The organism is Pseudomonas sp. AK181, assembly GCF_051122975.1.
GTDB lineage: Bacteria > Pseudomonadota > Gammaproteobacteria > Pseudomonadales > Pseudomonadaceae > Aquipseudomonas > Aquipseudomonas lactis.
This window is the reverse complement of the sequence record NZ_CP146348.1, coordinates 1,845,667-1,869,340: the sequence shown is the minus strand read 5'-3', so window position 1 is coordinate 1,869,340 and position 23,674 is coordinate 1,845,667. Positions and strand designations below refer to the sequence as shown.

25 protein-coding genes are annotated in these 23,674 nt (G+C 60.3%); 13 read left to right on the top strand and 12 right to left on the bottom strand.

Annotated elements, in window-relative coordinates; translation table 11 throughout:
* Positions 1-69: 69 nt before the first annotated feature.
* Together V8689_RS08745 and htpX are read left to right on the top strand one after the other, a co-directional pair.
* Positions 70-1,281 (top strand): pyridoxal phosphate-dependent aminotransferase, encoded by a 1,212-nt coding sequence (locus tag V8689_RS08745; protein ID WP_003189906.1) that lies wholly within the window; start codon positions 70-72, stop codon positions 1,279-1,281.
* A 304-nt stretch (positions 1,282-1,585) separates the two neighbouring features.
* Positions 1,586-2,473: a protease HtpX gene (htpX, locus tag V8689_RS08740; RefSeq protein WP_003189904.1), complete on the top strand. Its 888-nt coding sequence runs from the start codon at positions 1,586-1,588 to the stop codon at positions 2,471-2,473.
* A 186-nt stretch (positions 2,474-2,659) separates the two neighbouring features.
* Here the strand turns inward: htpX and V8689_RS08735 are convergent, their stop codons facing one another.
* The gene (locus V8689_RS08735; protein ID WP_056789286.1) at positions 2,660-3,316 is read right to left on the bottom strand and encodes a thiopurine S-methyltransferase; all 657 of its coding nucleotides are present in this window, start codon (positions 3,314-3,316) and stop codon (positions 2,660-2,662) included.
* Positions 3,317-3,419: 103 nt separating this feature from the next.
* Here V8689_RS08735 and V8689_RS08730 point away from each other — a divergent pair, with 103 nt between their 5' ends.
* Positions 3,420-4,187, top strand: coding sequence for a DODA-type extradiol aromatic ring-opening family dioxygenase (locus V8689_RS08730; RefSeq protein WP_056789289.1), 768 nt, complete (start codon positions 3,420-3,422; stop codon positions 4,185-4,187).
* A 586-nt stretch (positions 4,188-4,773) separates the two neighbouring features.
* On the opposite strand, the gene V8689_RS08725 is transcribed toward V8689_RS08730, so the two are convergent.
* Positions 4,774-6,447 carry a DEAD/DEAH box helicase gene (locus V8689_RS08725; RefSeq protein WP_003189900.1) on the bottom strand — a complete coding sequence of 558 codons (1,674 nt, stop codon included), beginning with the start codon at positions 6,445-6,447 and terminating at the stop codon, positions 4,774-4,776.
* A gap of 422 nt (positions 6,448-6,869) precedes the next feature.
* Here V8689_RS08725 and V8689_RS08720 point away from each other — a divergent pair, with 422 nt between their 5' ends.
* Complete coding sequence (locus V8689_RS08720; protein ID WP_014717676.1) at positions 6,870-7,661, top strand: crotonase/enoyl-CoA hydratase family protein; 792 nt, start codon at positions 6,870-6,872, stop codon at positions 7,659-7,661.
* A gap of 133 nt (positions 7,662-7,794) precedes the next feature.
* Here the strand turns inward: V8689_RS08720 and V8689_RS08715 are convergent, their stop codons facing one another.
* Positions 7,795-8,550: a spermidine synthase gene (locus V8689_RS08715; protein ID WP_056789292.1), complete on the bottom strand. Its 756-nt coding sequence runs from the start codon at positions 8,548-8,550 to the stop codon at positions 7,795-7,797.
* Between the two features lie 123 nt (positions 8,551-8,673).
* On the opposite strand from V8689_RS08715, the gene V8689_RS08710 reads away from it, so the two are divergent.
* Positions 8,674-10,020 (top strand): class II 3-deoxy-7-phosphoheptulonate synthase, encoded by a 1,347-nt coding sequence (locus V8689_RS08710; protein WP_060766050.1) that lies wholly within the window; start codon positions 8,674-8,676, stop codon positions 10,018-10,020.
* 96 nt (positions 10,021-10,116) lie between these two features.
* Here the strand turns inward: V8689_RS08710 and V8689_RS08705 are convergent, their stop codons facing one another.
* Both V8689_RS08705 and V8689_RS08700 read right to left on the bottom strand, forming a co-directional pair.
* The gene (locus tag V8689_RS08705; protein WP_056789297.1) at positions 10,117-11,346 is read right to left on the bottom strand and encodes a winged helix-turn-helix domain-containing protein; all 1,230 of its coding nucleotides are present in this window, start codon (positions 11,344-11,346) and stop codon (positions 10,117-10,119) included.
* A 45-nt stretch (positions 11,347-11,391) separates the two neighbouring features.
* Positions 11,392-11,598: a DUF1127 domain-containing protein gene (locus tag V8689_RS08700; protein ID WP_056789300.1), complete on the bottom strand. Its 207-nt coding sequence runs from the start codon at positions 11,596-11,598 to the stop codon at positions 11,392-11,394.
* A gap of 70 nt (positions 11,599-11,668) precedes the next feature.
* Here V8689_RS08700 and V8689_RS08695 point away from each other — a divergent pair, with 70 nt between their 5' ends.
* Complete coding sequence (locus tag V8689_RS08695; RefSeq protein WP_056789303.1) at positions 11,669-12,550, top strand: LysR family transcriptional regulator; 882 nt, start codon at positions 11,669-11,671, stop codon at positions 12,548-12,550.
* Here V8689_RS08695 and V8689_RS08690 read toward each other — a convergent pair.
* Positions 12,540-13,289, bottom strand: a complete 750-nt coding sequence (locus tag V8689_RS08690; RefSeq protein ID WP_056789306.1) for a sulfite exporter TauE/SafE family protein — start codon at positions 13,287-13,289, stop codon at positions 12,540-12,542. The genes V8689_RS08695 and V8689_RS08690 overlap by 11 nt on opposite strands.
* A gap of 108 nt (positions 13,290-13,397) precedes the next feature.
* Here V8689_RS08690 and V8689_RS08685 point away from each other — a divergent pair, with 108 nt between their 5' ends.
* From V8689_RS08685 to V8689_RS08675, 3 genes are all read left to right on the top strand, one after another.
* Positions 13,398-14,348: a LysR family transcriptional regulator gene (locus V8689_RS08685; RefSeq protein ID WP_056789308.1), complete on the top strand. Its 951-nt coding sequence runs from the start codon at positions 13,398-13,400 to the stop codon at positions 14,346-14,348.
* 81 nt (positions 14,349-14,429) lie between these two features.
* On the top strand, positions 14,430-14,882 hold the full coding sequence (locus V8689_RS08680; RefSeq protein ID WP_056789311.1) for a MarR family winged helix-turn-helix transcriptional regulator: 453 nt from the start codon (positions 14,430-14,432) through the stop codon (positions 14,880-14,882).
* 705 nt (positions 14,883-15,587) lie between these two features.
* Entirely contained in the window at positions 15,588-16,007 is a 420-nt protein-coding gene (locus V8689_RS08675) for an organic hydroperoxide resistance protein (protein ID WP_308908566.1), read from the top strand.
* A 65-nt stretch (positions 16,008-16,072) separates the two neighbouring features.
* On the opposite strand, the gene V8689_RS08670 is transcribed toward V8689_RS08675, so the two are convergent.
* Positions 16,073-16,645: an elongation factor P gene (locus V8689_RS08670; protein WP_003172723.1), complete on the bottom strand. Its 573-nt coding sequence runs from the start codon at positions 16,643-16,645 to the stop codon at positions 16,073-16,075.
* A 49-nt stretch (positions 16,646-16,694) separates the two neighbouring features.
* Positions 16,695-17,828, bottom strand: coding sequence for an elongation factor P maturation arginine rhamnosyltransferase EarP (earP, locus tag V8689_RS08665; protein WP_056789313.1), 1,134 nt, complete (start codon positions 17,826-17,828; stop codon positions 16,695-16,697).
* 132 nt (positions 17,829-17,960) lie between these two features.
* Between earP and V8689_RS08660 the strand changes: the two genes are divergently transcribed.
* Positions 17,961-18,329, top strand: coding sequence for a hypothetical protein (locus tag V8689_RS08660; RefSeq protein ID WP_056789314.1), 369 nt, complete (start codon positions 17,961-17,963; stop codon positions 18,327-18,329).
* Positions 18,330-18,343: 14 nt separating this feature from the next.
* Positions 18,344-18,826, top strand: coding sequence for a GreA/GreB family elongation factor (locus V8689_RS08655; protein ID WP_056789316.1), 483 nt, complete (start codon positions 18,344-18,346; stop codon positions 18,824-18,826).
* A gap of 123 nt (positions 18,827-18,949) precedes the next feature.
* Here V8689_RS08655 and cysB read toward each other — a convergent pair whose 3' ends face one another.
* The 4 genes from cysB to V8689_RS08635 form a co-directional block, all read right to left on the bottom strand.
* Positions 18,950-19,924 carry an HTH-type transcriptional regulator CysB gene (gene cysB / locus V8689_RS08650; RefSeq protein ID WP_003189876.1) on the bottom strand — a complete coding sequence of 325 codons (975 nt, stop codon included), beginning with the start codon at positions 19,922-19,924 and terminating at the stop codon, positions 18,950-18,952.
* Positions 19,925-20,027: 103 nt separating this feature from the next.
* Complete coding sequence (locus V8689_RS08645) at positions 20,028-20,528, bottom strand: universal stress protein (RefSeq protein ID WP_003189875.1); 501 nt, start codon at positions 20,526-20,528, stop codon at positions 20,028-20,030.
* A 117-nt stretch (positions 20,529-20,645) separates the two neighbouring features.
* Positions 20,646-21,608 (bottom strand): putative 2-dehydropantoate 2-reductase, encoded by a 963-nt coding sequence (locus tag V8689_RS08640; protein WP_056789318.1) that lies wholly within the window; start codon positions 21,606-21,608, stop codon positions 20,646-20,648.
* A complete protein-coding gene (locus V8689_RS08635; protein ID WP_056789320.1) occupies positions 21,605-21,991 on the bottom strand; it encodes a thioredoxin family protein in 387 nt (128 codons plus the stop codon). Before V8689_RS08635 ends, V8689_RS08640 begins: the two co-directional genes overlap by 4 nt.
* Here V8689_RS08635 and V8689_RS08630 point away from each other — a divergent pair.
* Complete coding sequence (locus V8689_RS08630; protein WP_056789323.1) at positions 21,990-22,424, top strand: PilZ domain-containing protein; 435 nt, start codon at positions 21,990-21,992, stop codon at positions 22,422-22,424. The genes V8689_RS08635 and V8689_RS08630 overlap by 2 nt on opposite strands.
* A gap of 130 nt (positions 22,425-22,554) precedes the next feature.
* Positions 22,555-23,631, top strand: coding sequence for a 3-deoxy-7-phosphoheptulonate synthase (locus V8689_RS08625; protein WP_003189871.1), 1,077 nt, complete (start codon positions 22,555-22,557; stop codon positions 23,629-23,631).
* Positions 23,632-23,674 lie beyond the last annotated feature (43 nt).

Here is a 23,674-nt window from a genome sequence, read left to right as displayed (position 1 = left end):
GCCGTGCAGGCTTCACCCTACGGTAGTGCCTACGCCGTCGGGATCGTTCATTTTCAGGATCACATCGCCATGCAGGTCAGCAAATCGAACAAGCTCGCCAACGTCTGCTACGACATTCGCGGCCCAGTGCTCAAGCACGCCAAACGCCTGGAAGAGGAAGGCCATCGCATCCTCAAGCTGAACATTGGCAACCCGGCGCCGTTTGGTTTCGAGGCGCCGGACGAAATCCTCCAGGATGTGATCCGCAACCTGCCGACCGCCCAGGGTTACAGCGACTCCAAGGGCCTGTTCAGCGCGCGCAAGGCGGTGATGCAGTACTACCAGCAGAAGCAGGTCGAAGGTGTCGGCATCGAGGACATCTACCTGGGCAACGGCGTGTCCGAGCTGATCGTGATGTCCATGCAGGCATTGCTCAACAATGGCGATGAAGTGCTGGTGCCAGCCCCGGATTACCCACTGTGGACCGCCGCCGTGACCCTGGCGGGCGGCCACCCGGTGCATTACCTGTGTGACGAAGGCGCCGACTGGTTCCCGGACCTGGCCGACATCAAGGCCAAGATCACCCCCAACACCAAGGCCCTGGTGATCATCAACCCGAACAACCCTACAGGCGCGGTGTATTCCAAGGAGGTACTGCTGGGCATGCTGGAACTGGCACGCCAGCACAACCTGGTGGTCTTCTCCGACGAGATCTACGACAAGATCCTCTACGATGACGCCGTGCATATCTGCACCGCCTCCCTGGCGCCAGACCTGCTGTGCCTGACCTTCAATGGCCTGTCCAAGTCCTACCGCGTGGCGGGTTTCCGCTCCGGCTGGATCGCCATTTCCGGGCCCAAGCACAACGCGCAAAGCTACATCGAAGGCATCGATATGCTGGCCAACATGCGCCTGTGCGCCAACGTGCCAAGCCAGCACGCGATCCAGACCGCCCTGGGCGGTTACCAGAGCATCAATGACCTGATCCTGCCCCAAGGCCGCCTGCTGGAACAGCGCAACCGCACCTGGGAGTTGCTCAACGCTATCCCCGGCGTGAGCTGTGTGAAGCCCATGGGCGCGCTCTATGCGTTCCCGCGGATCGACCCGAAAGTCTGCCCGATCCTCAACGATGAGAAGTTCGTGCTCGACCTGCTGCTGTCAGAAAAACTGCTGGTGGTGCAAGGCACCGCCTTCAACTGGCCGTGGCCGGATCACTTCCGCGTGGTGACCTTGCCACGCGTGGATGACCTGGAAATGGCCATTGGTCGCATCGGTAACTTCCTGAAGTCCTATCGCCAGTAAGGCAATTGACGCTGTACGACTCACAAAGGGTCGTACAGCGATTATCTAGCAACACTTCTGTGTCACTTACTTGCGGTTGTACTTCATTTGGCCTCTGCCGATGACGTACCCCCTATAATCACGGGGCGACGGGGCAGCATCGGGTCGATCAAGGCTGACAATACAGGTGGGAAAATCCCTTCAAGGCCCTACGCCCGAGGTGTAGGACACAGTTTGAAATAGTCCCCCGGTTGAATCACCCCATGCCGCACCTTATATACCCCGCAGTGAGCGACATATTAAGCATGAGGAGAATTCTACAACCATGATGCGCATCCTGCTGTTCTTGGCCACTAACCTGGCGGTCGTACTGATTGCCAGCGTCACCCTGAGCCTTTTTGGCTTCAATGGGTTCATGGCGGCCAATGGGGTTGATCTGAACCTCAATCAGCTGCTGATTTTCTGTGCGGTCTTTGGTTTTGCCGGCTCGCTGTTCTCGCTGTTCATCTCCAAGTGGATGGCGAAGATGAGCACCAGCACCCAGATCATCACTCAACCCCGCACTCGCCATGAACAATGGCTGATGCAAACCGTGGAGCAGTTGTCTCAGGAAGCTGGCATCAAAATGCCCGAAGTGGGGATTTTTCCAGCGTATGAGGCCAACGCCTTTGCGACCGGCTGGAACAAGAACGACGCACTGGTGGCCGTGAGCCAGGGCCTGCTGGAGCGGTTTTCGCCCGATGAAGTCAAGGCGGTGCTGGCCCACGAGATCGGCCACGTAGCCAACGGCGACATGGTCACCCTGGCGCTGGTACAAGGCGTGGTGAACACCTTCGTGATGTTCTTTGCGCGGATCATCGGCAACTTCGTCGACAAGGTCATCTTCAAGAACGAAGAAGGCCGTGGCATTGCCTACTTCGTGGCGACCATTTTCGCCGAGTTGGTCCTGGGCTTCCTGGCCAGCGCCATCGTGATGTGGTTCTCGCGCAAACGCGAGTTCCGCGCCGACGAAGCCGGCGCACGCCTGGCGGGCACCAGCGCCATGATCGGCGCGCTGCAACGCTTGCGCTCCGAACAAGGTCTGCCAGTACATATGCCCGACAGCCTGACCGCCTTCGGCATCAACGGCGGCATCAAGCAGGGCCTGGCTCGCCTGTTCATGAGCCATCCGCCGCTGGAAGAGCGGATTGACGCACTGCGTCGCCGGGGCTGATAGCCGGATGATTCGACAAGGGGCGATCTGATCGCCCCTTTTTTGTGCCTGCTGCTTTTCACCGCTCTCTGTAGGAGCGAGCTTGCTCGCGAAAAACCTCAACGACTACGCATACATTCTGAATGAACGCAGCGCCTGTGAGTTTTTCGCGAGCAAGCTCGCTCCTACAAAAAAGGAAAAGCCCTTTCAGCGCCTGGTCAGCCGATAAGCACACTCTTCAAGGCGAGTAACACCGTCCTGCAGGAACTTCCCGCTCTCCGCCAGAATGTCCCGCTCCTCCAGCCGCTCCAACGCCCAATACGACCCCAGCAGCAACTGCACTTCCTCGTCCGTAACAGCAAAAGGTGGGCCGGCCTTCTGCGCTTGGTCGTAATCGACGGTAATCAGCAAGCCCTGGCAGCCTGAGGGCAGCAAGGCATTCAGGTGCTCGGCGTATTGCGCACGCATCAGTGGCGGCAATGCAATCAACGCGGCGCGATCATATACGCCGCGGCAACCGGCCACCGCCTCGGCATCCAGGCGGAAAAAATCGCCACACCACAGTTCGATCTGGCCCGCCTGGTAGACCTTGAAGGCGCCCTTCTGAGTGACGTGCGGCACAAGCTCCTGCTCGCTGAAAAACGCCTGAACCGCCTGCTCCGACAGCTCCACGCCCATTACCGGGTACCCCTGGCTCTTGAGCCATACCAAGTCCAGGCTTTTGCCACACAACGGCACCAGCACCTTTACCCCCACGGGCAACCCCAGTACAGGCCAGTGCCGTTGCAAATAGGGATTGACCTCGCGCTGGTGGAAACCAATCTGATTGCTCGCCCAGCGGTCCTGCCAAAATTCAGGCTGCATAAATCACTCCGAAAATTCGATCAAAAGGCGCTAAAACTTATATTAGATTTAAATCGATAATCTGATTGAAGATGGCTCCATCTTAACCCTCAGGACCCTGCTCATGCTCCCCAGCCTGTTTATCTCCCACGGCTCGCCCATGCTGGCCTTGCAACCCGGCGCCAGCGGCCCCGCGCTGCAGCGCCTGGCTGCCGAGCTGCCACGGCCCACAGCCATTGTGGTGGTGTCGGCACATTGGGAAAGCGCGGAACTGCTGGTCAGCGGCAGCGCTGCACCCGAAACCTGGCACGACTTCGGCGGCTTCCCGCGCGAGCTGTTTGCGGTGCAATACCCCGCGCCGGGTGACCCACAGCTGGCCAGTGAGATTGTCGAACTGCTGCACGCCGACGGGCTTGCTGCTCGTGTTGACGAGCAACGCCCCTTTGACCACGGCACCTGGGTCCCGCTGTCGCTGATGTACCCGGCAGCAGACATTCCAGTTGTGCAAGTCTCGCTGCCCAGCCGCCTGGGCCCCGCCCTGCAAACCCGCGTGGGGCATGCACTCGCCAGCCTGCGCGAACAGGGTGTGCTGCTGATCGGCTCCGGCAGCATCACCCATAACCTGGGCGAACTGGATTGGCGCGCCGGGCCGGAGACGATCACACCGTGGGCCCGGGAATTTCGCGACTGGGTGGTCGACAGACTGGCGGCCAATGACGACGCCGCCTTGCATGACTATCGCCGTCAGGCGCCCCATGCCGTGCGCAGCCATCCCAGCGATGAGCACTTGCTGCCACTGTATTTTGCGCGGGGTGCGGGCGCAGATTTCAGCGTGGCACACCAAGGCTTCACACTGGGCGCGCTGGGCATGGATATCTATCGCTTTGGCTGACACCGTCACACCTTTAAAGATGGCTTGCTGCAATAGCAGCCGACGGTAACCACGATGCGAAGCGAGTCGCTCTTGATCTTGCTCTTGATCTGCTTGTGATCTTGATCTCAGGCGCCCCGTTAAACCACGCTGGCCGGAATTCGACAGGGATTTGGGGGGTAAACCGGCAGGGATGCCGGTTTAGCAGCCCCGCGCCATGGATGGCGCGTGGTGGCGGCCCCCCAAATCACTGGCGGATTACGGGCACACCGAGCCCAAGCGAGGTGCCGAGTGGTGGGGCAAGAGCCCTTTGGTTACTTTGGGGCTTTTCCAAAGTGACCCGCCGTCAGGGCGGAACCCTAAGTGGCCGTTACCGCAGCAATGGATATGTACACAATCCAACTGTGTTGACCGTCAGGCCGCCTTCGCAGGCAAGCCAGCTCCCACATTTGGATCGCGGGGCATCAGTAAGATCAGCATCTACCATCAGGTCGTCCCGGGAGCCAGCTCCCACAGTTGATAGCGTCGAAGACTAAAACAGGAGGCAAAAAAAATCCCCGAACCAGTCGGGGATTTTTTATGTGCGATCAATCAGCCCAAGGGCGGATCAATCTTCGCGGTAGCGACGCAGCTTGAGCTGCTTACCGGCAACGCGAGTGTCTTTGAGCTTGGTCAGCAGTTTTTCCAGGCCGTCTTCCGGCAGCTCCACCAGGGAGAAGCTGTCACGCACCTGGATACGACCGATGGCTTCACGCGCCAGGCCACCCTCGTTGAGGATAGCGCCCAGCAGGTTCTTGGCAGCGATACCATCACGCGCGCCCAGCGCGGTACGGCAACGAGCACGGCCTTCAGCCAATGGCACTGGAGCACGACGCTCACGGTCGCCACGGTCTGGACGGTCACCGGAACGCTCTGGACGATCACCGCGTGGCGCGCTGTTCGGAACCAGTGGACGTTCTTTTTCGATGGCTGCCAGGGTCAGGGCTTGACCGTTGGTGGCTTTGCGCAGCAGAGCTGCAGCCAGGGCACGCGGGGTGCAACCGATATCGGCGGTCAGGCGGTCCAGCAGGTCGCCGTGAGTCGATTCAGCGTCAGCCACCAGTGGCGCCAGGCTGTTGGTCAGTTTCTTGATGCGCGCATCGAGAACGGCCTGGGCATCCGGCAGGCGGACTTCGGCAACTTTCTGACCAGTAACACGCTCGATCACTTGCAGCATGCGGCGCTCACGTGGAGTCACCAGCAGCAATGCACGCCCTTCGCGACCGGCACGGCCAGTACGGCCGATACGGTGAACGTAGGACTCAGGATCGTAAGGCATGTCAACGTTGAACACGTGGGTAATACGTGGAACGTCGAGGCCACGGGCGGCAACGTCGGTCGCCACAACGATGTCCAGACGGCCATCCTTGAGGGAGTCGATCACGCGCTCACGCTGGTTCTGGGCAATGTCACCGTTCAGCGCAGCGGCTTTGTAGCCTTTGGCTTCCAGGGCGCTGGCCAGGTCCAGGGTCGCTTGCTTGGTGCGCACGAACATGATCAGGGCGTCGAAGTCTTCGACTTCCAGCAGGCTCAATACAGCCGAGGTCTTCTGGTCAGCGTGAACCAACAGGTGAGCCTGTTCGATCGCGGTAACGGTCTGGGTCTTGGTCTGGATCTTCACGTGCTCCGGATCGCGCAGGTGGCGTTCGGCAATGGCACGGATGGACTGCGGCAGGGTAGCCGAGAACAGTACAGTCTGACGGGTCGCTGGCAGTGCCTTGAAGATGACTTCCAAGTCATCCATGAAGCCCAGCTTCAACATTTCGTCAGCTTCGTCCAGAACCAGGTGGTTCACGGTCGACAGGACTTTTTCGTCACGACGCAGGTGGTCGCACAGACGGCCCGGAGTGGCGACAACAATCTGTGCGCCATTACGGATTGCCTTGAGTTGTGGGCCCATAGGCGCGCCGCCGTAAACGGCCACAACAGTTACACCCGGCATTTGCTTGGCGTAGGTTTCAAAGGCGGTTGCTACTTGCAGCGCCAACTCACGGGTTGGCGCCAGGATCAGGGCTTGCGGCTCGCGCTTGGCAGGATCGATGCAATGCAGAATAGGCAGGGCGAACGCGGCGGTTTTACCGGTACCGGTTTGCGCCTGGCCAATCATGTCCTTACCGGCCATGATGATCGGGATCGATTGCTGCTGAATCGCCGAAGGTTCTTCGTAGCCGGTCGCTGCGACGGCTGCAAGAATATTCGGGTTAAGATTAAAAGCGGCGAAGCCGCCGGTTTCCTGGGTCATGGGTCTGCCTCTAAGTGCATCCGCAAAGACCCATGCTCCAAAGCTGCGCATGCCGTGTTGAGACTCAAGAGTCGCCCTGGCTGCTTTGTCGGCGGGGATTTGCGAAAACGAATGAATGAAAAAGATTCGTCAAGGGAGAGTCCGCTGTGCGGACGTGCAGCCGAAGCTGACTTCGGGGAATTGCGCTACCTAAACGCGGCCCGGTTAAAGGCCGGCGCGCACTATACCGGAAATAGCTGAAAAAGGGAGCTTTTTTTCTCGCCACGCACCGATAAACCGCACTGCGTCACACCCTTTGCAGATCCGTGCGCCAGGGTCTATTTTTCAAAGGCCCGGCCCTGCTGGTCATAAAGCTTAAACGGTTCACCCAATGTTTGAGACCCTTTGGTCTGAATACCTACCCGCGCCCGAGGGCACACCCCATGAATCAAGCCAGCAGTAGCCGTGTCAGCCGCGCACTTGAGGGCCATGTTCTATTGCTGGGCCTGGACCGTGTGGCCAAACGCAACGCCTTTGACCTGGACTTGCTCAATGCGCTGAGCCTGGCCTATGGCGAATTTGATCGAAACGATGACGCTCGGGTGGCCGTGGTGTTTGCCCATGGCGATCACTTCACGGCCGGGCTGGACCTGGCCAATGTCAGCAGCGTGATGGCGGGCGGCTGGCAACCGCCGCTGGGAGGGTGCGACCCGTGGGGGGTGTTTGCCGGCCCGCGCGTGAGCAAGCCGGTGATCGTTGCCGCCCAGGGTTATTGCCTGACGATCGGTATCGAATTGATGCTGGCGGCGGATATCAACCTCTGCGCCAGCAATACCCGCTTTGCCCAGATGGAAGTTCAACGTGGGATCTTTCCATTTGGCGGCGCGACATTGCGCTTTCATCAGATTGCCGGCTGGGGCAATGCGATGCGCTGGCTGCTCACTGGCGACGAATTCGACGCCCATGAAGCCCTGCGCCTGGGGCTGGTGCAGGAAGTGATGGCCAGTGAAGACCTGTTGCCCCGCGCCATCGAGTTGGCCAACCGCATTGCGCGCCAGGCACCGCTGGGTGTGCAGGCCACGTTGATGTCGGCGCGGCTGGCGCGGATGGAAGGCGAAGCTGTCGCCGCCGCCGCACTGCCGCCCATGGTGGATAAGCTGCTCAATAGCGAAGATGCCAAGGAAGGGGTGCGGGCGATGGTCGAGAAGCGGCCGGGGGTGTTCAAGGGGATTTGAACGAACTGAATTAGCGGTCGGCAGTGAGGGCCTCTTCGCGGGCAAGCCCGCTCCCACAGTTGAATTGCATTCTCTGCTGAAATGCAATCCCCTGTGGGAGCGGGCTTGCCCGCGAAAGCGCCCGAACTGACAACTAAGTTGCTGGCCGAATCGCCTTGATCAACGGCTGCAACGAGTACCCCAACCGCGGCGCCAAGGCTTCGGCGCGGGCAGACAGCGCATCCAGGTCCAGTTCCTGATCCAGATCCGAAGGCACCAACAGAATCACATTGCCCTCCTTCACCGGCAGCTCCCAGTAATGCCGGTGGTACAACCCACGCAGCAACGCCGCCCCCAACGGTTTGCCATCATCGGTAGCCCACTGGTTGATCACCAGCCAGCCGCCGGGGTTGAGTTTCTTCTGGCAGTTTTCCAGAAAGGTCCAGGCCAGATGCCCCACGCCCGGGCCGACATCGGTGTAGAGGTCGACGAAAATCAGATCGGCCGATTCGGCACTGTCGAGCAATTGCAGCGCGTCACCAATGCGGATGTACAAGCGCGGATCGTCATCCAGCCCCAGATATTCAATCGCCAGGCGCGGCACATCAGGGCGCAGTTCAATGGCTTCGACATCGTCCAGCGCCAGGAACTTGAGGCATGCCTGGGTCAACGTGCCCGCGCCCAGGCCGAGAAACAACGCACTCTCCGGCTGCTCATGGCACAACGCACCAATCAGCATCGCGCGGGTGTAGTCGTACTCCAGCCAGCTTGGGTCAGCGGTGAATACACAGCTTTGCTCAATGGCATCGCCGAATTCGAGAAAGCGGTAATCCGCCACTTCAAGCACACGGATCATGCCGAATTCATCATGGACTTCGGCCAGCAGGCGCTCGACACGCTCCTCGCTCATCACTACTCCTAAAGGGTCTACCGCACGACAAAGGCGCGATTGTCGGCCAAGCGGCAGCCACAGGTCACGTACTAATTGCTGCTAACATTGACGCCCCGACATCCACCCGCAAACGAGTTCATGATGAGCCAACCCTGGAGCCCCGATAGCTGGCGAGCCCTGCCGATCCAGCAGCAACCCCGATACCCGGACGCTGCCCACTTGCTGCAAGTGGAACAAAGCCTGGCGAGCTACCCGCCCCTGGTGTTTGCCGGGGAAGCCCGCGAATTGCGCCGTCAGTTTGCCGAAGTGACCCAGGGCCGTGCCTTCCTGCTGCAAGGTGGCGATTGCGCCGAGAGCTTTGCCGAGTTTTCCGCCGCGAAGATCCGCGACACCTTCAAGGTGCTGCTGCAGATGGCTATTGTCATGACCTTCGCCGCCGGTTGCCCGGTGGTGAAAGTCGGGCGCATGGCCGGTCAGTTCGCCAAGCCACGCTCGGCCAACGATGAATCCATCGACGGTATCACCCTGCCCGCCTACCGTGGCGATATCGTCAACGGCATCGGCTTCGACGAAAAAAGCCGCGTGCCAGACCCGGACCGCCTGCTGCAGTCCTACCACCAGTCCACTGCCACCCTCAACCTGCTGCGCGCCTTTGCCCAGGGTGGTTTCGCTGACCTGCACCAAGTGCACAAGTGGAACCTGGATTTCATCGCCAACTCAGCCCTGGCTGAAAAGTACAGCCAACTGGCCGACCGCATCGACGAAACCCTGGCCTTCATGCGCGCCTGTGGCATGGACAGCTCGCCGCAATTGCGCGAAACCAGCTTCTTCACCGCCCACGAAGCGTTGCTGCTCAACTATGAACAAGCCTTCGTACGCCGTGACAGCCTGACCAACGACTACTACGACTGCTCGGCGCATATGCTGTGGATCGGCGACCGTACCCGTCAGTTGGATGGCGCCCATGTCGAGTTCCTGCGCGGGGTGAACAACCCGATCGGCGTGAAGGTCGGACCGAGCATGAACCCCGACGACCTGATCCGCCTGATCGACATCCTCAACCCGGATAACGACCCTGGCCGCCTCAACCTCATCGCCCGCATGGGCGCAGGCAAGGTCGGCGACCATTTGCCCAACCTGATCCGCGCCGTGCAGCGCGAGGGCAAGCAAGTGCTGTGGAGCAGCGACCCGATGCACGGCAACACCATCAAGGCCAGCAGTGGCTACAAGACCCGCGACTTTGCGCAGATCCTTGGCGAAGTGAAGGATTTCTTCCAGGTGCACCAGGCAGAAGGCACCTATGCCGGCGGGATCCATATCGAGATGACCGGGCAGAACGTCACCGAATGCATCGGCGGCGCAAGGCCAATTACCGAAGATGGCCTGTCAGACCGCTATCACACCCATTGCGACCCACGGATGAATGCCGATCAGTCGCTGGAGTTGGCGTTTCTGATTGCCGAGACCTTGAAACAGGTAAAGCGCTGACGTTTTATCGACGGGGATGACGCTATCGCGGGCAAGCCCGGCTCCCACATTTGAACGCGTTTCTCTGTGGGAGCCGGGCTTGCCCGCGATAGAGGTTTAAAGGTTGGTATCTCGGTTCAGCATCGCTGCCCTTAACCGGGCAGCACTGGGCCGCTGGCAATTGAGCTGGACCTGTTCCAGCCCTAGCCAGTCGGCCATCTTTCGCAGGTTCATCGCCAGCGCCAATATGCCTTCCTCATCCAGCCCCGGCTCTTCCTCGTGCACGGCATGCACGGCCAGGCGCCCATGGGCACGCTCGGCCCGCAGGTCGACGCGCGCGGCAATGCGCTCGTTGTGCAGAAACGGCAACACGTAATAGCCATACACGCGCTTTTCTTGCGGGGTGTAGATCTCCAGCCGATAGCGAAAGTCGAACAGGCGCTCGGTGCGGCTGCGCTCCCAAATCAGCGAATCGAACGGCGACAACAATGCGCTGACCAGTACGTTGCGTGGCAGTTTCGGCTGCGCCAGGCAATACGCGGGTTGCTTCCAGCCCCGCACCTGGCACGCCAGCAGTTGCCCATCCTCGACCAGCTCGGCCAAGCGGTTGCGGCTGTCGGCGGGGTCGAGGCGAAAATAATCGCGCAGGTCTTTTTCGGTGGCGACACCCAGCGCCGTCGCACTGTGCAACAGCAAGCCGCGCTGCGCTTGAGCTTCCCCCATAGAGACATTGAGCACCTCGGCGGGGATAACGCGCTCGGGCACATCATAAAGTCGCTCAAACCCTCGACGACCGGCAACCGTGACCAAGCCTGCGGCGAATAGCCATTCCAGCGCGTGCTTTTCATCACTCCAGTCCCACCAGGGCCCGGCACGCTCCTCGCGGGTCGACAAGCTGCCGGCCCCCAAGGCGCCCTGCTGTTCGACGGTGCGCAACACGCGCTGGATAGTCGCCTGCTGCTCACGGCCAAAACGCGCCATTTGCGCATAGATCCCCTGCCCTTGCCGGGCGCGCTCCATGCGCCACTTCACCAGCGGGTACAGGGCCATGGGCAGCAGCGACGCCTCATGCCCCCAGTATTCGAACAGTGAACGTCGCCGCCCCTGGCTCCAGGCGGCTTGCTCAAGAATTGACGGGGAATAAGAACCAAGGCGGGAAAACACGGGTAGGTAGTGGGAACGCACCAGCGCATTGACCGAGTCGATCTGTAAAACGCCCAGGCGTTCGATCAGGCGGTTGAGGTGCGCAGCCTTTATCTGTGCAGGCGCCTGGCGCCCGGAAAATCCCTGGGCTGCCAGCGCCATGCGTCGAGCTTGCTTGAGTGAAAAACACAGGTCGGCGGGCATGGCAATCTCCATAGAAGCTCGCCCACTACCCTACTGCATCCAGGCTTATTTTCGCAGCGGGTCTTCCCAGAAATGCCGATGGCTTTCCTGTTCTACATCGGCGCGATTGAGCCCGATGTCCTTGAGTGCGTCATCGCTCAGGGTCGCCAGCATCTGGCGCTCCTGATGCAATAGCTGCCAACGCGCGAACGTGTGAAACAGCCCGGCAAACGGCCATTTATCCGTCGATATGAAACCTTTTTGACCTTTCATCTTCTCGCCCTCCAGTGGGGATGACGACAGTGTGTGCTTGGCATTATGATCAATCCAACGAATGTTTCTTATGCAATGCATCTCGGAGATTGATCAATTGTCCGCCTATCCCAGCATAGACACAGACGTGCTGCGCACCTTCGTCGCGATTGCCGACCAAGGCGGTTTCACCCGCGCCGGCGAGCAGGTCAACCGCACTCAATCGGCGGTGAGCATGCAGATGAAGCGTCTGGAAGAAGACGTGCTGCAGCGCAAACTGTTCGAGCGCGATGGCCGGCAGGTACGGCTCACGCCCGAAGGCCAGGTGCTATTGGGTTATGCGCGGCGCATCCTGAAATTGCACAGCGAGGTATTCAATACCCTGCGCGAGCCGCATATGGTGGGGTTGGTGCGCATCGGCACGCCGGATGACTACGTGATGCGCTTTCTGCCTGGGATCCTCAAGCAGTTCTCCAAAGCCTACCCACTGATTCAGATCGAAATGCACTGTGAAGCATCGACCGTATTGATGCAGCGGCGGGACCTGGCGCTGACCGTGATCAGCCGCGAGCCCGGTAATGATCTGGGTGAGTTATTGCGTACCGAACGCATGGTGTGGGCAGCATCGCCGTGCTTTTGTGTGGAGGAGCACGATGCCCTACCCCTGGCGGTGTCCGGCGACGAGTGCCTGTACACCCATTGGGCACGTGCCGCACTGGAGGCGGCTGGGCGAGATTATCGCCTGGCCTATCACAGCTCTAACGGAGCAGCGATCCTGGCGGTGGTCAGTGCGGGCCTGGCGGCGATGGTCAGCATGGAAAGCCTGGTCACCGACGACCTGCGCGTGCTCGGCGGCGACGAAGGCTTCCCGCCTTTGCCGTCAATGAACCTGCGCTTGCTGCGTAACCCGCAGATGACCTCACCTATCACCGAATGCCTGGCGGACTACATCGTCGAAGGCTTCAAACTTTGAAGGTCAGCATCACCGCGCATACCACCAAAAAGCCACAGAACAGGCCGCGCAACAGACGCTCCGGCAAGGCATGTGCCACTTTCACGCCCCAACTGATACTCAGCAGGCCCCCCACCGCGAGCGGCAGGCCGATCATCCAGTCCACCTCGTGGTGCCAGGCATAGGTGACCAGGGTCACACCTGTGCTAGGCAACGCCAGGGCCAACGACAAGCCTTGGGCCACCACTTGAGTAGTGCCGAAGACACTGGTGAGTACCGGCGTGGCGACCACCGCGCCGCCAACCCCGAACAGCCCGCCCATGGAACCGGATGCCGCGCCCAAGACGCCAAGCCAGGGCCAGGAATAACGCATTTTCGCGGTGGGCGGCGCGTTGCGAGTGAACATGCGCAGCAGGTTGTAGGCAGACAGCGCCACCAAGAAGGCAATAAACCCAATGCGCATGGCGCCCGCATCCAGCCCCACCGCCCAGATCGACCCCAGCCAGGCAAAGCAAAAGCCGGTCACACCCAGGGGTAAGGCGTGACGCAACTCGATGCGGTTACGCTGGTGATAACGCCACAGGGCGAGCATCACGTTCGGCACGACCATCACCAAAGCGGTGCCTTGGGCAATCTGCTGATCCAGGCCGAACAACACGCCTAGCACCGGGATAGCAATCAGCCCGCCGCCAATGCCAAACAGCCCACCCACGGTGCCCAACGCCGCACCCAATGCCAGGTACATTACTAAATCCCACACCGCTCGCTACTCCGCCATTTCAGGCTTGGCATGCTACGCAGTCGGCCCTGGCGCGGAAACGCACAGCAACGCACAATGGCTGTGCCAAACTCGCATAAGCGTTGAGCCATGAACCCCAACACCTTGACCGACCAACTGAGCCTGTTTCTGGATGTACTGGAAACCGGCAGTTTTTCCGCCGCCGCGCGCCGTCATCCGCTGACACCATCGGCCGTGGCGCGGCGCATCGACAGCCTGGAGAATTCAGTGGGCAGCCGCCTGTTCCAGCGCAGCACCCATGCGGTGGTGCCCACCTCAGCGGGCCTGGCCTTTGCCGAGCGGGCGCGACGGATTGTCAGCGAGTTGCAGTTGGCGCGAGCCGAAGCAGTCTCGCTGAGCCACGCGCCGGAAGGGTTGATCCGGGTGGATGCGCCCGCAGCGTTCGGTCGCCGGCACCTGGCGCCGGTCATTGCGGACTTCTTGAGCCTGTATCCAGGACTGGACGTGCACCTGCACTTGATCGACAGCTTTGTCGATATGCAGGGCGCGCATTTGGGCAAGGTCGATCTGGTATTGCGCGCCGGGCATATCGTCGACTCCCGGCTGATCGCTACGCCGTTGGCGAGTATCGTGCGTATCGCCTGTGCCAGCCCTGCGTACCTGAAAAGCCGTGGCACGCCGGCCCATCCTCGGGAGCTGAGCGAACATGATGGCCTGGACTGGGACGGGCTGGCGCCGATGTTCGCCTGGCGCTTCGAACTGGACGGGCGCCGCACCACCTATCGCCCGCGGCGCATCCGCATGAGCGCCAACAATGCCGAAGCCCTGCTTTCGGGTGCACTGGCCGGGCTGGGCATCGCTCACCTGCCGACCTGGTTGGCCAGTGAATACCTGGTGCGCGGCGAACTGTTGCCGCTGTTTTGTGAAGACGGTTTGCCGAGCCCGGAAACCGCCGGCATTTATGCGCTGCGCCTGGAGCAACAGCCCAATGCGCGCAGCCGATTGTTGCTTGAATATCTCAAATCCCGTTTCAGCCCGGTGCCGCCTTGGGATCTGGCATTGCAAAGTGGCTTGGTCTGACGCCTCCGGCAAAAATTACCTGGCGCATTAAAGATTTGCCCGCTAGATTCCAGCCCAGACATGCTTTTTCGAGACGCCACCATGAGCAAAAACCCTGATCCTTGCGAATCGCTGTTGCTGGACAACCAGCTGTGCTTCGCCCTGCACTCCACTTCACTGCTGATGACCAAGGTCTACAAGCCGCTGCTCCAGGCCATTGGCCTGACTTACCCGCAATACCTGGCCATGATGGTGCTGTGGGAAGAGGATGAGTTGACCGTCAGCGAAATCAGCAGCCGCCTGCTGACGGACCCGGGCTCCATGACGCCACTGCTCAAGCGCCTGGAAGCCGAGGGCCTGCTCAGCCGCACCCGCAGCCGTGAAGATGAACGGGTGGTGGTGGTGGAGCTGACCGATGCCGGGCGCGCCTTGCAGGAGAAGGCCAAGGATGTTCCGCAATGCATCCTGGGCGCCAGCGGGATGGCGCTGGAGCAATTGCGCAAGCTGCAAGGCGACCTGATCGCGTTGCGCGCCAATCTGCAAACCAGCCTCTGACACGCCCCAGCATTACACACACTCAGAAGTGGGAGCTGGCTTGCCTGCGATGGCGCCCTCACAGCCGATACCTATCTACCTGACACCCCAACGATCCAACTGTGGGAGCTGGCTTGCCTGCGATGGCGGCCTGACAGTCAACACAGTTGGACCGGGGACATATCCGTTATTTAGGTAACGGCCACTTAGGGTTCCGCTCTGACAGCGGGTCACTTTTGGAAAAGAGCCCCAAAAGTAACCAAAAGGGCTCTTGCCCCACCACTCGGCACCTCGCTTAGGCTCGGTGTGCCCGTAATCCGCCAGTGATTTGGGGGGCCGCCGCCACGCGCCATCCATGGCGCGGGGCGGCTAAACCGGCATCCCTGCCGGTTTACCCCCCAAATCCCTGTCGAATTCCGGCCAGCGTGGTTTGACGGGGCGCCTAAGATCAAAAGCAGATCAGGAGCGGCTCGCTTCGCATCGTGGGTACAAGTTGTGTAGATACCTATGCCGCGATGGCGGTGTATCAGCCGCTCATGTGCAAGCTGACTCGCCGTCATCGCAGGCAAGCCAGCTCCCACTTTTGCTCTGTGGTGCCCCTCAAATTTTTTGTTCACCTAAAAAAGCTGAAAATTTATCTTGCGCACTAAACATTAGCGCTATACATTCATCTCACCAACTACTTAGCGCGCAAATGTTTAGCGCTAAACAACAGAGGAACGCCCCATGCAAACGCTCTACACCGCAGTAGCCACCGCCACTGGCGGCCGTGATGGTCGCGCCGTTTCCAGCGACAATATCCTCGACGTCAAGCTGTCGACTCCAAAGGAGTTGGGCGGTACCGGTGGCCAGGCCACTAACCCCGAGCAATTGTTTGCTGCTGGCTACTCTGCTTGCTTTATCGGCGCCCTGAAATTCGTGGCCAGCCAGACCAAACGCAAGATCCCGGATGACGCGTCGATCACTGCCCACGTGGGCATCGGCCAGATCCCTGGCGGCTTCGGCCTGGATATCGACCTGCATATCAGCCTGCCGGGCCTGGCCCAGGATGATGCGCAAAGCCTGGTCGACGCCGCGCACCAAGTCTGCCCGTACTCCAACGCTACCCGTGGCAACGTGGATGTGCGCTTGCATGTAACGGTCTGATAAACAGACGCCCATGAAAAAGCCCGACTCAAGGTCGGGCTTTTTTCGTATCGCCGGGGCCAGAATTACTTCTTGGCGCGACCTTTGTACGAACCACCTTCACGGGTGTCGATCTCGATCAGGTCGTCGATTTCGATGAAATCGGCCACTTGCAGTTCGGTACCGTTGCTCAGCTTGGCAGGCTTCATCACCTTGCCGGAAGTGTCGCCGCGAGCGGAGCCTTCGGTGTAAGCAACCTTACGCACGATGGTGGTCGGCAGCTCTACGGAAACCAGGCGCTCTTCGAAGAAGATCGCTTCGCAGACGTCTTCCATGCCTTCTTCAATGAACGGCAGAACGGCTTCGATATCTTCAGCGTTCAGCTCGTACATGGTGTAGTCAGTGGTGTCCATGAACGTGTAGGTGTCGCCGCTGATGAAGGACAGGGTCGCTTCTTTGCGGTCGAGGATCACGTCGTCCAGTTTGTCATCGGCGCTGTAGACGATCTCGGTCTTGTAACCGGTCAGCAGGTTCTTCAGCTTGGTCTTCATGATTGCGCTGTTACGACCAGACTTGGTGAACTCAGCTTTCTGAACCAGCCAAGGGTCGTTTTCGAGACGGATCACTGTACCGGGTTTCAGTTCTTTACCAGTTTTCATTGCGTATATCCGAAATTTGGATGGGATTGACAAAAATCAAGGTGGCGTATCATATCCAACTTTCATAAAACTGTACCAGCGCCGTCGCAAGATCGGCCTGCAAGCCTTGTTCCAGACACCAGTTCTGCGCGTGCTGGCTGACCTCGGGCCAATGTTCCAGCAGCATTTTCCAGGATTGTGCCATATCGCCATCAGCGTTCCAGGCTTGCCAGAGCGTGACGACGGCAGCCTTGGCGGCCGGCGAAAGTGCGGCGGTGTACAGTTCCAGGAAGGCGTCGAGCTTGTCCAGGTGGATGTCTTCGTCCTGGCGGTAGATGTGCCACAGCAATGGCCTGCCCGCCCACTGGGCACGCACGAATGAGTCCTCGCCACGCACGGCGTTGAATTCGCAGCACCATAGCAATCGGTCATATTGCTCCTGGCGCACGAATGCAATGACCTGCACGGTCAGCGCGCCGCGCACCTGGATGTCGCCTGCGGACAAGCTGTTCACGCCTAGCCAGCGTTGCACATCCCCCAGAATGCGCCCTTCCGGCACCAGCAAGTGCGTCCCACGCCCATCGGCCGCCAATACGTCCAGCCAGCCGGCCAAGCCGTCATTCTCATAGGCAAACAGCGACATCAAACGCGCGCCGGCCGTCGGAGCAACGCCCAGGCTTTGCAGGAACTGTTGCTGCGCGACGTCATCCTGCTGAAATGCCTGGCGGCGCTCCAACAAGCCGGCTTCGCGCAACAGGCCGCCGGTGCCAGGGCGAAAACCGGGGAAGAAAAAGTATTTCTGCACGCCTTTGTACTTCACCGAAGGCAAGCGATGGCAACCCACCACCCAGTCTTCGGCGCTGAGGTAATCCAGGTTCATCCACAATGGCGCACGCTCACGCTCGGCCATGCGGTCCATGTATTCAGGCGGTAGCTGGCAGGCGAACGCGGCAATCACCACATCGGCAGGGTGTGCGCCCGGCCATTCGGCCGGCCAGTGACGCACTTGCACGCCCTCTTGCCATTGCTGGCCCACCCGCACATCAATATCCGGGCACATGCGTTCGAAGGCCCGCAGGTCGTCGACCCACAAGCGCACGTCACAGCCATGCTCCACCACCAACTGCCGGGCCAGGCGCCAGGTCACGCCGATGTCGCCGTAGTTGTCGACGACACTGCAAAAAATATCCCAGCGGGCTTTCATTCCGGGCTCCATCGATCAAAGGTCTGATTGTCCGCATAAATGCGTGGATGCAGAAGGCTTGATCGCGATTATTCTGCACGGAGGCTGTGCGACAATCACCGCCATGCCGTCAATGTCTGCCAGGAGGCCCTTATGTCTGACCGTCCACTGTCGCTGTTCAAGCTCTGCATTGCGATTGCCGCCGGCGTATGGCTGGGGTTTATCGCCATTGCACTGACCACCTGGCTGGCGTCTCGCTACCTGTTCCCCCAGAGCCTGGCGCCAATGGCCCAGGCGGTTCAGCAATTGGGCAAACCGGCGATGGTTGAGCCGCAGCCACCGAACCGCCTGTTCGAACAGTACCAACAGAACCTGCAAAAACAGGAACAACAACAGGCCTTGGACCAGGCACGAAGCAACGCGCGTAATCTGTCCAACCCCAAATGCCAGTTCTGGCTGCAACAAGACCAGAACGCCCCCAATGAAAAGACGCGGGCCAATGTCCTGCAATTCTGCGATTGATGCCAAATACCGCCATGAATAAACACGCCGTGCTCCAGTTGATCCTGGAAAAGCTCACCATCGACCTCGACATCGTCCAACGCGCCGCGCAGACCGCCTACGAAACCGCGACCCACGAAGAAAACATCGCCGAGAACAAATACGACACCCTCGGCCTGGAGGCTTCTTACCTGGCCACCGGGCAGGCCCGGCGAGTGGAGGAGATCAAGCAATCGCTGGTGCTGTGCCAGAACCTGCAGCTACGTGCATACGATGATCAACGCGGGATAGAGACAGGCACGCTGGTAGGCCTGGAAGACGAGGACGGTCGCCAGCAATGGCTGTTCCTGGCGCCGGATGCAGCGGGTTTGAAAGTGGATGTGGTCGGGCAACCGGTGACCGTCATCACGCCGCGCTCGCCGCTGGGCAAAGGCCTGTTGGGCAAGCGTATCGATGAAGAGGTGGAGATTCTGGTGGCCGGCGCTCGGCAGTACTTTACGGTGACCGAGGCCAGATAACCTAGGGCCCCTGTAGGAGCGAGCTTGCTCGCGAAGAAACGCAAGGGCGCCGCATTCAACCTGGCGCCCCGCGTTATCGTTGGCGATCTTCGCGAGCAAGCTCGCTCCTACAGGGTAATCGTGTCAGTGGACGGGCAATTCGACGCCGTCGAACAGCTCTTCCAGCTCTTGCTTGTTGTGGCACTGGATCGCCTTGGCCATCACTTCGCGGGTCAGGTGCGGCGCGAACTTCTCGATGAAGTCGCACATGAAGCCGCGCAGGAAAGTACCGCGGCGGAAACCGATCTTGGTCACGCTGGACTCGAACAATTCGCTGGCATCCAGCACCACCAGGTCTTTGTCAAGGTTGGTGTCGACCGCCATCTTGGCGACGATCCCGACACCCAGGCCGAGGCGCACATAGGTCTTGATCACGTCGGCATCGGCAGCGGTGAACACCACCTTGGGCGTGAGGCCGCGATGGCTGAAGGCTTCGTCGAGCTTGGAACGGCCGGTAAAGCCGAACACATAGGTCACAATCGGGTATTCAGCCAAGGCTTCCAGAGTCAGCTTCGGCAACTTGGCCAACGGGTGCCCCTGAGGCACAACCACGCAACGGTTCCAGCGGTAGCAGGGCATCATCACCAGGTCGCCGAACAATTCCAGGGCCTCGGTGGCGATGGCAAAATCGACGGTACCGTCAGCGGCCATCTCGGCAATCTGCATCGGCGAACCCTGGTGCATGTGCAGCGCCACGTCCGGGTATTGCTTGATGAAATCGCGGATCACCGGCGGCAGCGCATAACGTGCCTGGGTGTGAGTGGTGGCGATCGACAAGGTGCCTTTCTTCTCGTTGGAGAATTCCTGGGCAATCTGCTTGATGCTTTCGACTTTACGCAGGATCTCGCCGGCGGTGGTGATGATGCGCTCGCCAGCCGGAGTGACGCGGGTCAGGTGTTTGCCACTGCGTGCGAAGACTTCGACGCCCAACTCGTCTTCGAGCAGGCGGATCTGCTTGCTGATACCAGGCTGCGAGGTGTAGAGGCTTTGAGCGGTAGCGGAAACGTTGAGGTCGTGGTGCGCCACTTCCCAGATGTAGCGCAGTTGTTGAAGCTTCATATCAATCCCTCAAAGCAGATAGACGCCACGGGTATCAGCGACGGTATATAACTATATTAAAGGTTTGGCGGATAAATCTAGAACTTTTTATCGTTTTTACCGATCAACTGTCGTCACTGCGCCGACGCTGCAGCGACGGCACCAGGTAAACCGGCACCGGGGACAACTGCAACACCCGTGCGGCGGTGCGTCCAAGGGGCACGGCCACGCCGGTTGCCTGGCTATGACTGCCGACGACCAGCAAGTCGACAGACAGTTTTCGCAACTGGTCGAGAATCACCTCGCAAGGGTCCCCCTGGATCACCTTGACCGAGCGAATCCATTGCAGGTCCTGCTCGCCTTCCCCCCACTCCTCGCGAAAGCTGTCCAGCACGCGCTGTTCAATCGTCGCCATCACCGTGCTCAGCCCCTTGCTCTGCCATTCGCTCAAGGCGGCCTCATCAAGGTAGCTCTGCAACACCGATTCGGCGAACAAGCCGATGGGTTCGACCACGTGAATCACATACAGGTCAGCCTTGAACGTTCGCGCCAGCGCCAGTGCATGCTGCATCACATAGGGTGCATACAGACCGAGGTCCGTGGCAAACAGCATCGAACGAATCATAAAACCTCCTGGACTGCCAGGATGGCGGGGATGGAATGAGCTTAGCAGCTAGCGCTCGGTCTGGATTCTCAACTCATTGCTGATGCCATGGGGCACATGGTCAGTGGTTCCCCCCAATCAGCGGTTGTGCCGATCAATAAAACTCAAGGCCTGGTACAGCGCCTGCATACGTGGCAGTTCGCAACCGGCCGCTTTGGCAGCGGCCAAGGGACGGGCGTAGATGGCCGCCAGTTCCAACGGCCGCTTGTGCAGGTGGTCGTGGTACATGCTGGGCAGGTAGTCGTCCATGGTTTCGGTCATGGCGAACATCTGCCCGGCGTAGCTGGCAGCAATTTCATGCCCGCAGGCATGAGCGCCCTGCACCACCTCGGCCATCAGCGCCTGGATCAACTCGCGGCTGGACTCATCGGCCATCATGGCCGTGGTGCCCGTGCCCAGCAACACCGAGAGGCCGTTGAACGGCACATTCCAGACCAGCTTGTGCCAACGCGCCAGATGCACATTGGCCATGGCCTGGGACTCGATGCCGGCTTGATGAAACAGCCCGGCGCCGGCTTCGACAATCGCCTGTTGCTGCACCTCATCGTTGGCCGCCGTGCCACTGTGATAGCCCAGGTTGACCCGGCCCAACGCCTGATGCTCGACCACACCGGGGGCCGAGCGGTGCACACCGATGTAGCACAAGCCGCCCAACAGATGCAGCGACGGCGGCAGATGTTCACGCAGGCTGTCTTCCACATCGAGGCCGTTTTGCAGGAGCACCACTTTGGCGTCCGGCGCCGCCACCTGGGCGATGGTCGGCGCCAGGTCCACATTGCCGGTGGACTTGGTGCCCACCAATAGCCAGTCGCACGGCGGCATGTCGGCGGCGCTGGCATAGGCCTGCACCGGATGCAGGTGCAGTTGCCCATGCACCGTACTGTTGACGTGCAGGCCATGCTTGCTCACCGCGGCGTATTCGCTGCGCAACAGAAAATGCACGTCGAAGCCGGCACGCGCCAGCATCAGTCCGTAGTAACCACCAATGGCACCGGTGCCGATAATGCCAATGCGTGGCGACGGGGCTGCAACTGCTGTCATGGCAAATCCTCTGGTGTTCGGGTTAGCGCCTGGTTTACGCATTCGGCGAGGTCGGACGCTGTAAGACGTGTCTGTAATCGCCCAAGGAATTGACCCTCGCACACCAGGAACAACGCCGGCAAATGAAAGATCTGGTAGCGTTGCACCGCACCGCCGTTGTGCCCGGCATCCACCCAGCACACGCGGTCCACCGGCAATTGCCAGCCGGGCAATTGCTGGCGTGCCCAGCGGCAACTGGCACAACCGACACTGGTGAACACTACCAGCGAAATACCTGGCAATCCCAGCAATTGCTGGTCAATATCCAGGTCGGTCAATTCCAGTTCCTTCACTATACTGCTGCCATTGCCGTCAACTGGACGGCGCTCGGAGTCCGTGTACATGGGTCGTTTTTTACCTCCCCCTGATGATGTCGCTGTCGAGTTGATCCAACGTCCCTCTCCCGCCCTTCCCCGCCAACGCCTGCACACTATCGGCCGTGGCGGCATCGCCTGCAATTGGCCGCGTGCCTGGCGCGCCGGCACGGCGGTCGATCTGCATATCCCTTCCCTGGGGCCCAGCGCCCGTTATCCGGGCTATGTTGCCTGGTGCCGCAAGGTCGAACAGGGCTATCGCATCGGTATCTGCTTTACCGATGAACACGCCTTGTTCGGTGCGCGGATGGGCGAGCAAGTGTGCCAGATCGAGCGTTACTGCCGCCTGCACGAAGATGCCGAGCCAACGCCTGCGCAACTGGAAGCCATGGCCCGTGATTGGGTGTCGCGCCATGCCGGCGAGTTCTCCCATGAGGCGGTTGTGCAGCCAGCGCTGGATTAAACCGGGCTTTGCCCATTGTCGCGGGCCCGTGTTACGCGCTAAGGTTCCTCCCCCCTGCATTCAAATCATGCTGTGCCCGCCGCACGGGGATAGCTGGCGGCCGGCACCCGTGACCCTGGCGAGTAACACGATGGCTGATTTACCGATCAATGACCTTAACGTTGAATCCAACGAGACCCTGATCACCCCCGATCAGCTCAAGCGCGAAATCCCCCTGAGCGACGCTGCCTTGCAGACCGTCACCAAGGGCCGCGAAGTCATCCGTGACATTCTCGACGGCACCGACCACCGCCTCTTCGTGGTGATCGGGCCCTGCTCTATCCACGACCTCAAGGCCGCCCACGAATATGCCGAGCGCCTCAAGGTGCTGGCGGCTGAAGTGTCCGACACCTTGTACCTGGTCATGCGCGTGTATTTCGAGAAGCCGCGTACCACCGTCGGCTGGAAAGGCTTGATCAACGACCCGTACCTGGACGACTCCTTCAAGATCCAGGACGGCTTGCACATCGGTCGCAAGCTGCTGCTGGACCTGGCTGAAATGGGCCTGCCCACTGCCACCGAAGCCCTCGACCCGATCTCCCCGCAATACCTGCAGGACCTGATCAGCTGGTCGGCCATCGGCGCACGCACCACCGAATCCCAGACCCACCGCGAAATGGCGTCGGGCCTGTCCTCGGCCGTAGGCTTCAAGAACGGCACCGACGGCGGCCTGACCGTGGCGATCAATGCGCTGCAATCGGTCTCCAGCCCTCACCGTTTCCTGGGCATCAACCAGGAAGGCGGCGTGTCCATCGTGACCACCAAGGGCAACGCCTACGGTCACGTGGTACTGCGTGGCGGCAATGGCAAGCCCAACTATGATTCGGTCAGCGTCGCCCTGTGCGAACAGGCGCTGAACAAGGCCAAGATCAAGCCAAACATCATGGTCGACTGCAGCCACGCCAACTCCAACAAAGACCCGGCGCTGCAGCCGTTGGTGATGGAGAACGTTGCCAACCAGATCCTGGAAGGCAACCAGTCGATCATCGGCTTGATGGTAGAGAGCCATTTGAACTGGGGTTGCCAGGCGATTCCAAAAGACCTGGCCGACTTGCAGTATGGCGTGTCGATCACCGATGCCTGTATCGACTGGTCCGCCACCGAAACCACCCTGCGCAGCATGCATGCCAAACTCAAGGACGTGTTGCCCCAGCGCAAACGCACCTGAGCCTGTACCCGTTTCGCGCACACAAAAACGCCGGGCTAAGCCC

Excerpts from the sequence above, each read along its gene's own strand:
- V8689_RS08745 (WP_003189906.1), top strand. The coding sequence starts at position 70 with ATGCAGGTCAGCAAATCGAACAAGCTCGCCAACGTCTGCTACGACATT.
- htpX (WP_003189904.1), top strand. The coding sequence starts at position 1,586 with ATGATGCGCATCCTGCTGTTCTTGGCCACTAACCTGGCGGTCGTACTG.
- V8689_RS08735 (WP_056789286.1), bottom strand. The coding sequence starts at position 3,316 with ATGCAGCCTGAATTTTGGCAGGACCGCTGGGCGAGCAATCAGATTGGT.
- V8689_RS08730 (WP_056789289.1), top strand. The coding sequence starts at position 3,420 with ATGCTCCCCAGCCTGTTTATCTCCCACGGCTCGCCCATGCTGGCCTTG.
- V8689_RS08725 (WP_003189900.1), bottom strand. The coding sequence starts at position 6,447 with ATGACCCAGGAAACCGGCGGCTTCGCCGCTTTTAATCTTAACCCGAAT.
- V8689_RS08720 (WP_014717676.1), top strand. The coding sequence starts at position 6,870 with ATGAATCAAGCCAGCAGTAGCCGTGTCAGCCGCGCACTTGAGGGCCAT.
- V8689_RS08715 (WP_056789292.1), bottom strand. The coding sequence starts at position 8,550 with ATGAGCGAGGAGCGTGTCGAGCGCCTGCTGGCCGAAGTCCATGATGAA.
- V8689_RS08710 (WP_060766050.1), top strand. The coding sequence starts at position 8,674 with ATGAGCCAACCCTGGAGCCCCGATAGCTGGCGAGCCCTGCCGATCCAG.
- V8689_RS08705 (WP_056789297.1), bottom strand. The coding sequence starts at position 11,346 with ATGCCCGCCGACCTGTGTTTTTCACTCAAGCAAGCTCGACGCATGGCG.
- V8689_RS08700 (WP_056789300.1), bottom strand. The coding sequence starts at position 11,598 with ATGAAAGGTCAAAAAGGTTTCATATCGACGGATAAATGGCCGTTTGCC.
- V8689_RS08695 (WP_056789303.1), top strand. The coding sequence starts at position 11,669 with ATGCAATGCATCTCGGAGATTGATCAATTGTCCGCCTATCCCAGCATA.
- V8689_RS08685 (WP_056789308.1), top strand. The coding sequence starts at position 13,398 with ATGAACCCCAACACCTTGACCGACCAACTGAGCCTGTTTCTGGATGTA.
- V8689_RS08680 (WP_056789311.1), top strand. The coding sequence starts at position 14,430 with ATGAGCAAAAACCCTGATCCTTGCGAATCGCTGTTGCTGGACAACCAG.
- V8689_RS08675 (WP_308908566.1), top strand. The coding sequence starts at position 15,588 with ATGCAAACGCTCTACACCGCAGTAGCCACCGCCACTGGCGGCCGTGAT.
- V8689_RS08670 (WP_003172723.1), bottom strand. The coding sequence starts at position 16,645 with ATGAAAACTGGTAAAGAACTGAAACCCGGTACAGTGATCCGTCTCGAA.
- earP (WP_056789313.1), bottom strand. The coding sequence starts at position 17,828 with ATGAAAGCCCGCTGGGATATTTTTTGCAGTGTCGTCGACAACTACGGC.
- V8689_RS08660 (WP_056789314.1), top strand. The coding sequence starts at position 17,961 with ATGTCTGACCGTCCACTGTCGCTGTTCAAGCTCTGCATTGCGATTGCC.
- V8689_RS08655 (WP_056789316.1), top strand. The coding sequence starts at position 18,344 with ATGAATAAACACGCCGTGCTCCAGTTGATCCTGGAAAAGCTCACCATC.
- cysB (WP_003189876.1), bottom strand. The coding sequence starts at position 19,924 with ATGAAGCTTCAACAACTGCGCTACATCTGGGAAGTGGCGCACCACGAC.
- V8689_RS08645 (WP_003189875.1), bottom strand. The coding sequence starts at position 20,528 with ATGATTCGTTCGATGCTGTTTGCCACGGACCTCGGTCTGTATGCACCC.
- V8689_RS08640 (WP_056789318.1), bottom strand. The coding sequence starts at position 21,608 with ATGACAGCAGTTGCAGCCCCGTCGCCACGCATTGGCATTATCGGCACC.
- V8689_RS08630 (WP_056789323.1), top strand. The coding sequence starts at position 21,990 with ATGGGTCGTTTTTTACCTCCCCCTGATGATGTCGCTGTCGAGTTGATC.
- V8689_RS08635 (WP_056789320.1), bottom strand. The coding sequence starts at position 21,991 with ATGTACACGGACTCCGAGCGCCGTCCAGTTGACGGCAATGGCAGCAGT.
- V8689_RS08625 (WP_003189871.1), top strand. The coding sequence starts at position 22,555 with ATGGCTGATTTACCGATCAATGACCTTAACGTTGAATCCAACGAGACC.